This is a genomic window from Pseudomonas sp. MF08817 (assembly GCF_059862705.1).
Map to the genome: position 1 here is coordinate 1 of NZ_JCBCUY010000071.1, position 8,514 is coordinate 8,514.

Here is an 8,514-nt window from a genome sequence, read left to right on the forward strand (position 1 = left end):
TAAACGCTTCGATTTCAAATGTCCGATCGAAATGATGGGCGAGGTGATGCAGAACGCCATGACTATGCGGCACGATGCGCCCGCTTCAATTCAATAACCGTGTTGCACTCAGCTCCTGCAACCGCCCAGGCTTTCAAAGAAAAATGGTATGAGTTGGGCGAGGAAATTCCGCTCGAAAGGAAAATTGAACGGTTCAATGACTACATCAAATTACATAAAGCGGTAGAACACCACGCCATCACTGCAGGGCAAACCATCAGCGTCAGCAGTATCGAAGAAATCAGGTCAATTCTCGACAATCCACATAACTATAAAATCAAGTCACCTATTACAACTAACAGAATAGCCTCATTTGAAGCCTATCAGACCAAGACCAAGGGCATTATTCAAAAGACAGTAGATACGCAGGCTAATCGCTTGAAAATGATGGGGGCGTGGCTTGAGGCAGAGCAACGCGACCTCAACCACGAAAGCATTGCCAGATATCTCGATACCCTCGACCTTTCCATTAAGACTAAAAAGCAATACCTTTTCGCCGGGTCAAGCTTTTGGAAATGGGCGATTAAACACGACGAGAATTTCAAAAAACTGCACCGCGACCAGCAATCCCCCTTTGAAAAGCACGATTTCCCAGTCAACCGCAGCAAAAGGAACGATGGATCAATGGAAAGGAAGGCATTCACCCCGGAAGACGTTACAAAACTCTATGAAGCCGCAAAAGCCACCAAAAACCGCGAAACCCTTACAGATCTTGTCCTTTTAGGTGCTTACACCGGAGCACGTATTGAAGAGCTTTGCCAGCTTCAAGCCCAAGATATCGTGACCGAAGAAGGGGTTAAATGCTTCTACTTCTACGATGGAAAGACTGCCGCCAGCGAGCGACACACCCCGATACACCCAGCGATACAGGACACCGTAGAAAGGTTGATCCGTAATTCAAAAGACGGTTTCTTGATTGAGTCACCTGCAGGAAACAAATACGGCAACCGCTCAGACGCTCTTAGTAAGCAATTCGGGCGATTAAAGACCAGCCTCAACTATAACAGCCAGTTTGTATTCCACAGCTTCCGCAAGACCGTTATCACGCAATTACAACGTGCAGATGTGCCCGGAATCCTCATTGCATCAATCGTCGGACATGAAACAGGAACGGTCACGTTTGACGTATACAGTGCAGGGCCAAGCCCGAAGCAAAAACACGATGCGATATCAAAACTAAAATACGAGATAAAATCTTAAAATCGCAAGCGTTACACGTTAAAATCCAGAACAACAATTAAAGGCTCCTAAGCTCTTACCCACCAGAAGAGCTTTTGACCTTCCCTAAACCACCATCTTTTTTTACAAATCGTCTCGCATAATGCCCCCTGCACACGTCTCATGTGTATACACGCACACGCCTGCGGCTTTAGTTATCAATATATAGATATCAAATATAATAGATAACCACAATAAAGATTACTAAACCGCACGCACACACACAACCAACACAAACTCACACACCCCAACAAAAACATTCAGCACAATCATGCTTGATATACATTTTTTATATGGTTCAATATATGCATATGGCTCAGGTTTTCAAAGAAGCCCTTAAAAGCATACCTGCTATGTTAACCATCCCACTTTTGCTACGCAAAAGATGTGACGGTTAACGCAGGTGCCTAGTCGGCAGGACAGAAGCAAAAACCAAGAGGAAAAACAAACCCACCACTGAGGATTAAATGAATGATATCAATTTGAAGACAATTACATTGACCAAAAGGGATAGGAATTACTCCAACCTGAAGGGGCTGGATAGCTCGTTGAAACACTCGCTTAGGCTGGACCAAAACGAGTATGACGACTTTGAATTCAACCCCAACCCACCGCACCCCAATATAGCCATTATTGGTGGCGTGGAGCAGGTGCTAACGAGAGAACTGGCAGAGCAATTACTGGCCGACTTCAACGACCAACTACAAACCAAACTCAAAGCAACAGAAGCGTCTGATGAAATAGCCTCAGAAAAAGAAAAACTGAGAAAACTCAAATCCAAGTTGGTTAAATTCATCAACGCAACCGAACCCACCCAAATAAAAGAATACATCACATCTGTGATGGAGGGAGAAAAGCCACTGGTAGTCGGAGACTACGCCACCCTACTCAATCAGCACAAAATCAGCCGTGTAGCTCAGCGTATCGACCTTCTAGAAAACTACACTACCAAGAAGCGAGAGATCGAGCAAAACGCACCAGATCGAGCCGTATCAAGGACGGTCAACAGGGTTAAAGAAATCATCCTTGTAATCCCTGAACCCAACAAACTGGCAATAACCAAGGCTTACACTGACCTGCTACAGAAAGCCTTGCACCAATTCTACCAAAAGAATTTTCCCAACAACGACATTCTATTTTCGTTCAGTCACTTGGACGAAACCACAAACCACGTCCACGCCTTCCTTGACCTTCAAAATACGAAAACTGGGAAATATGATTTTTCAGCCCAAGAATTTGAGTTCGCATCACAATACTACGCGAAGAATAAGGCTCGACTTGACAAGATATCAGAACCACCGAAATTAGAAGACTTCAAACTCCCCAACCGTAGTGAGGAAAAGCAGAACCATAGGTTTATCCGAGCACGCGAATCATGGAAGTCAAAAGTCATGCAAGCGGCTTTCTATGAGCACTTTAACAGCTTAGCCGCTGCATATGGCTTACAAGCCAAATTCCTACCAAAATCTAAAGAGCATCAAGAATTTGTAAGCAAAGTTGAGCAGGAAGCCAAAAAACCGAAAAGTGAGCGTAGTCACAACTATTACACCAGACAGATAGAAAATCTGCAGCAAGAACTAACCACGAAGGAGGTCGAACTTATCGAGCAAAGGGCCACTGTCGTCACACTTAACACCACGATAAAAGACCTACAAGGAACGGCTAGCAACTACAAAGCAACCATACAGAGCTTAGAAATACAGGCCAGCGAGCAGAGAAAAGAAAATGCCGAGTTAGATAATCAAAAGCAGAAATTAGACGACGAAATAACGGTGAAAACCACAAAGACTGCAGAGCTGTCATCTAATTTCAAAACCATGAAATCCAAAATGACAAAAGAACTGAATGAACTACGCAAGAAAATCAAAGAGGACACCAGCAGAAAAAACATCTTGGAAAAAGCAATCAAGGCATACGAGGAAGAGCTTGAGCCTTTGATGAAACGTTTTGATATTTTGGTGGATCGACTACTTGAAGCCCGTAGGCTCGACGAGAATCCAGAGCAATACTATAAGAGATTACGAGAAAACACGTATGAAATGGCTAGTCGTTTGGGCAAAGAGAAACGAAAGGACTATCTATTCAACGTTGCCGAACAACTCAAAGAACAGGGCTTGGACGATACACAAGCCGCATTAGGGTTTACCGACAAAGTAAAACTTTGGGCATCAGACACGTTCACCAACAAGCAAGTAGTTGAATTCGACAAGGAAGAAGCCGAGCAGGCGAAGCAGGCAAGAAAGAGAAGACTTCTAAAACCTAAGCCACCAAGCCCATTTCAAGACCCTTACGACCCCTATCATTAGCAGTAATGAATGGGGCCTTTATAATACAACCTTTGCAATAAATACCTGTAAATACCAAAAACACGAATACCGCAACTTAAAATCCACACACAACCATAACTTAAGCACAATTGACTTTATAGAACGCTATAGATATCATTACGCCACTATACGCAAAAATGGAAAGCCTCAACAGGCAAAAAACATATGCTTAATGTTTTTTTGATTCATGGATTTCGCAGCCATTGCATAAACATGCTGAGCTTTTATGAGGCTTACAAAAAAAACGAAATACATTTCAAGACAAAAGTACATGCTCATAACTGGCGGGCGGGAAAAATCATAGAATCGAAATTTGACGCGGTGTTTGAGCGACTTATGTCTAATCGTCGCGACTACGCAGATGAGATCATGGAGCAATGGCATGAAGCGACACTGAACATTGAAAAGTCCAGCATCCAACTGGCAGACAAAATCAATACATCCGTACCGAAAAACGGAGACGCTTTATTAGTAGCACACTCCCTTGGTACGGAGGTGGTGCAAAATGCAATTGAACACATACGAGAAGACATAGATATATATCTTTTCCTCATGGCCGGTGTTGCAAATGCACTAACAATTGAAGACTTAATCGATCACGACAAAAGAATCAAGCTCGTATACAATTATCACTCGAGAAACGACCGCATACTAAACCAAATATTACCGTTAATGGCAGGTTTTTCCGACCCAATTGGGATAAACTCAATTGACAGCCCGAAGGTATCCAACATAAAAACAAATAGCGGACATTCCGACTACTTCTCATCTAGCACTGTAATCTCAAAATACACAAAACTTGTTACATCCTTACTAAAAAAGGCACCCGACACACACCTAAGATTCACACAAGAATAACAATACACTATTCACAACCCTGCCTGAAACACCACAAATAAAAATCCCGCTTGCCTACGGGATTTTTAGCATCCAAATTTGACAAACCTCGAAAGTGTGGCAACTTGAAAAGAGCAGAAAAAGAAAACCACCTTGGGGAAGGTGGCTAGGATACTACAATAAAATTTTAAAAAACTTCAATCAACACAACCATTTAATCATCATAAAAATTATTGTCAAGTCATCTCCCAAGGTTTTCTTTTCCTAAGTTTAATATTAGAAGAGGATAACGATGGGATGCGTAAAACTATTTGAGGACTACTTACCAAAGAGACCTTATCACACCGATGATTTAATCAGCGGCTTAAAAATCAACAAAAAAGAAAAAGCGAAACTTGCTCGACTGGTCCAACCAAACGGCCCAACCCATAGATATTGGATGGTTTTCGATCTGGACAAGACCAACGCGGGGCTGCACTGGGATGACGTTGGAGCACCAGCCCCTAACCTGATAGCTCGAAATCCGGCAAATGGGCACGCCCATTTGCTCTACCTGCTACAAACCCCTGTCCGAACCGCAATCGACGCTAAAACAGCCCCTTTACGCTACGCTGCAGCCGTTGAGGCAGGATTGCGTAACCGTCTAGGAGCAGACAGAGGCTACAGCGGCCTGATCTGTAAGAACCCGATCAACTCCCATTGGATCGTTACCGAGTGGCAAGCCGATCCATACACCTTGGACGACTTAGCCGACTACATCGACTTAACCCCGGAGAAAGCCAAAGAGAAACCCGTAGAGGACTATGGTCTTGGTCGTAACTGTATGCTTTTCGATGAGTTAAGAGCGTGGGCATACAAGGCGATTCGTCAGGGTTGGCCGACCTATGAACAATGGCTAAACGCTTGCCTAGACCGTGCCACCGGCTACAACGTTAATTTTACTACGCCGTTGGACATATCCGAGGTTAAACACACAGCCAAGAGCGTAGCGAAGTGGACACATAGAAACTTTACCCGTGGCACATTTGACGATTATGTCGCCAGAACCCACACAAGCAAAATTCAAGCAATCCGAGGCAAGAAAGGCGGTACCGCAAAAGGTAAGACCAAAAGAGAACAAGGGATTGTTTTGCTTGAAGCAGGGGCATCTATTCAGCAAGTCATGAAGGAGTTGAATGTAAGCCGTAGAACCGTATTCTACTGGAAGCAATGCACATAGCATTATAATTAGTGCAAATAGCCTATATCAGATAATAGCACCCGGTGAGGGTGTTTCTTCTTCCCCCCTCCCCCCTTTCCTCCCCATACCTACCCACATATACATACACTACACCACCGATAGCCATAAAACGCACGGAAAAGGTTAAAATCGGCGTTTATTTATCTTATTGATACGAAGACACCAAACCACACCACTACATGCCTAAAACAACCGAATACGTAAGCGACCACCTTGCAGCACCTAACCAGCAACCCCCTATACCTCCCAAGGTTTGGAGATATATCCCTGAACCTATATGTATGTATACATACATATCAACTTACTCTCCTGATGAAAATTTCACACTTTCTCAAATTCATCGAAAACGGTGAATAACCCTCACCGGGCTAATGAGCCTAAATATCCTGAAAGCGATTTTGGCTAGCACTGAAAAAAGGGGATTTGGAGAAACTCATTTTTCTCTAAAAATACGCCCAAGAAATTTCAAGGATTTATACCAAATTTTTGATATATGGGATTTTTCAACCATCGAATTATGGCTTAGAAACAGAAAAATATCGTGTCAATAGCAAAATGAAAATAAATATAAGGCTCAACCATAATCATTAAATAGAGTTCAACCCTAGATTAATTACTTAGTTTACTTTTGCTACAAAGCAGAGAAAAAATGGCACCGGCAAAACTCAAAAAATCGCTCTCAAATTAATTTCACAAAAAAACGTGGGGTATTGGCCACATCGCAAATTCAAAAAAGTGAGAATATCGGATTTCCTACAACATGTATCCCTGAAGCAATGTCATAGGTTCAGGGATATAACCTTGAAGCATTGACTTATCCCAAACCTATGGTAATTGTATTATAACAACATAGGAGTTATAACATGAACAAGGCGGAATATGCAGGAAAAATAGGTGGATTAGTCGGTGGATTCAAAAGAAGAGAGCGTCAGCATTTTCTAGTTAAATTTGTAAAACTGGTAGAAATGGAGGAATACCCTGATTTAAGACTTACATCATGCCTAGCCAAGAGACTTATAGCAGAGTTTTCTGGCTGCAAATCAATTTCAAATGATGTTTTAATTAAAGAGTTCGGAAGAGCCGGAAACAAGATAAAACAGCAAAATCTTGACATAATCGCACTAACAGTAGCCGAGCGATACAGAGGGACTTATGAAGAACATTGGAGAGCAGCTAAAACCAAAATTGATGCGGAAGCAGAAGAATACAAAAAACGTATTGCCGAAGAAATGCGACCAGAAAAATAAACCAACTATGTAACGCCACGCAATACATACATATATCCCCAAAGCTAAAACCATGCTCTGCGGGTATACACTCTCCTACACCACATAACAAATCACTACCTTATGCTGCACGGACACTCTTTATACTTTTGTAGAGTATAAACAGCCGCCCCCTCATTCACTCAAATTAAGCAACCGTGGGTTCAAAGATATATCCCCGAACCATTGGCTGCCACCCTCAACCACAGATCCACTTTCATTATTTTTCTTTTATGTTATCGTAAATATAATAACATAGATAAACACATGACACACATAGCAAACAAAAAACAAAAAGGCCTAACACTTTTCGAAACGCTTCTTTCCGTATCAATTGTAATGGCTCTGGTCGTTAGCTTTCTTTACTGGTATTTAGAGCAACAACGCGAGCAGCAAGCAACCATTTTTGGTAAAGATATAGTTTCTATTATCACCGCCTTTGACAAACGTATCCACCTCGATGGATGGGATATTGATAACTTCAAAAATGGCAGCGAATGGAGTGGTTCCGCCGCGATTCTTGAAATGTTAGATACAGAATTTATAGCCAAGCAGGCCACCTGTGGACAAGCAAAAAGCTGGGTGCCCGTACTGGCGAAAGAAAAATCAACGCAGTTAATACCTTGTAAATTCTGGTCTAAAATCCCGTACAACTTCAATGTTACCGCCAAAATCACACCAGACGAAGAAGGATTTATAAAAAACTTCAAAGTCGTTTTCCAGCCCAAAAGTCTTCTATCATTTTCCGAGAATTTTCGTTATTACAACAGGGCTAAAATAGCGGCCAACGCTAATGACTCGCTAAATATCACAGGCGGGCATCAGTTCTACTTTGCAGCAGTCTCAGACCCCGCCACTAAAATAACCAACACTGAATGCCTAGGGTTAAAAACCGACTGCACCTTGGTCGCTACTTACGACCGCGAGGGCGGAAATGAATATTTAAGAGTCGATGGAACAAACTCAATGCTAGGCTCAGCCGTAGCATTTAAGGAATCCAAAGGGCATAACAGACTTCGCTGTATCAAATGGGTTAAAGACACAAGCGGAAGTGCTTGGGAGTCAAAAACAGTGGATTGTGGTATCGGAATCCATACAGAAACTGGCAGCCCGGTAGCGGTAGATGTAGCAGTAAACTCATCGACCAATGAAAGAGTGATGCTTGATAGACTTTGCCCTGTATATACTCACTCAGCAGATGGTCTTATCGAATCAACTGAAAACGCACCTTGTGGAATGCTTTCCAAAGACGACGCAGGAACAGAGGTTTCCTATCAGGTCATTGATACCCTTTCCGCAGGAAAAGGGCTAATCAAAACGCTTTACACAGATACAATATTTTCAGACGAAATAAACACCAATTACATGAACGTCAAGAAAGACTTGGCAGTTTTAGGCAATTCCAGAATGGATGGAACCTTGACTGTCAAAGGTAGAGGACAGTTCGACAACAACATAAACCTAGGCTCTGTACGTAAACCCAAGAAATACGATTTTCTGTAAAATACACCGCCATTAAAGCCAGGAGGCCAAGATGGCAAAGCGGTATGAACTCCCCGACGCAGCCTGGGATCTGGTTGCAGATATC

At 42.6% G+C, this 8,514-nt stretch carries 6 protein-coding genes; all 6 read left to right on the forward strand.

Going from position 1 to position 8,514, the window contains the following annotated elements; genetic code table 11:
- Nucleotides 1–663: 663 nt before the first annotated feature.
- The 6 genes from AC19YR_RS24225 (at nucleotide 664) to AC19YR_RS24250 (ending at nucleotide 8,429) form a co-directional block, all read left to right on the forward strand.
- Entirely contained in the window at nucleotides 664–1,239 is a 576-nt protein-coding gene (locus tag AC19YR_RS24225) for a site-specific integrase (protein WP_500600397.1), read from the forward strand.
- A 485-nt stretch (nucleotides 1,240–1,724) separates the two neighbouring features.
- Nucleotides 1,725–3,563, forward strand: a complete 1,839-nt coding sequence (locus AC19YR_RS24230; protein ID WP_500600392.1) for a hypothetical protein — start codon at nucleotides 1,725–1,727, stop codon at nucleotides 3,561–3,563.
- Nucleotides 3,564–3,749: 186 nt separating this feature from the next.
- Nucleotides 3,750–4,442, forward strand: a complete 693-nt coding sequence (locus tag AC19YR_RS24235) for a hypothetical protein (protein WP_500600393.1) — start codon at nucleotides 3,750–3,752, stop codon at nucleotides 4,440–4,442.
- Between the two features lie 271 nt (nucleotides 4,443–4,713).
- On the forward strand, nucleotides 4,714–5,640 hold the full coding sequence (locus AC19YR_RS24240) for a replication initiation protein (protein ID WP_500600394.1): 927 nt from the start codon (nucleotides 4,714–4,716) through the stop codon (nucleotides 5,638–5,640).
- A gap of 884 nt (nucleotides 5,641–6,524) precedes the next feature.
- Complete coding sequence (locus AC19YR_RS24245) at nucleotides 6,525–6,908, forward strand: hypothetical protein (protein WP_500600395.1); 384 nt, start codon at nucleotides 6,525–6,527, stop codon at nucleotides 6,906–6,908.
- 285 nt (nucleotides 6,909–7,193) lie between these two features.
- Nucleotides 7,194–8,429, forward strand: coding sequence for a hypothetical protein (locus tag AC19YR_RS24250; RefSeq protein ID WP_500600396.1), 1,236 nt, complete (start codon nucleotides 7,194–7,196; stop codon nucleotides 8,427–8,429).
- The last annotated feature ends 85 nt before the right edge of the window (nucleotides 8,430–8,514 follow it).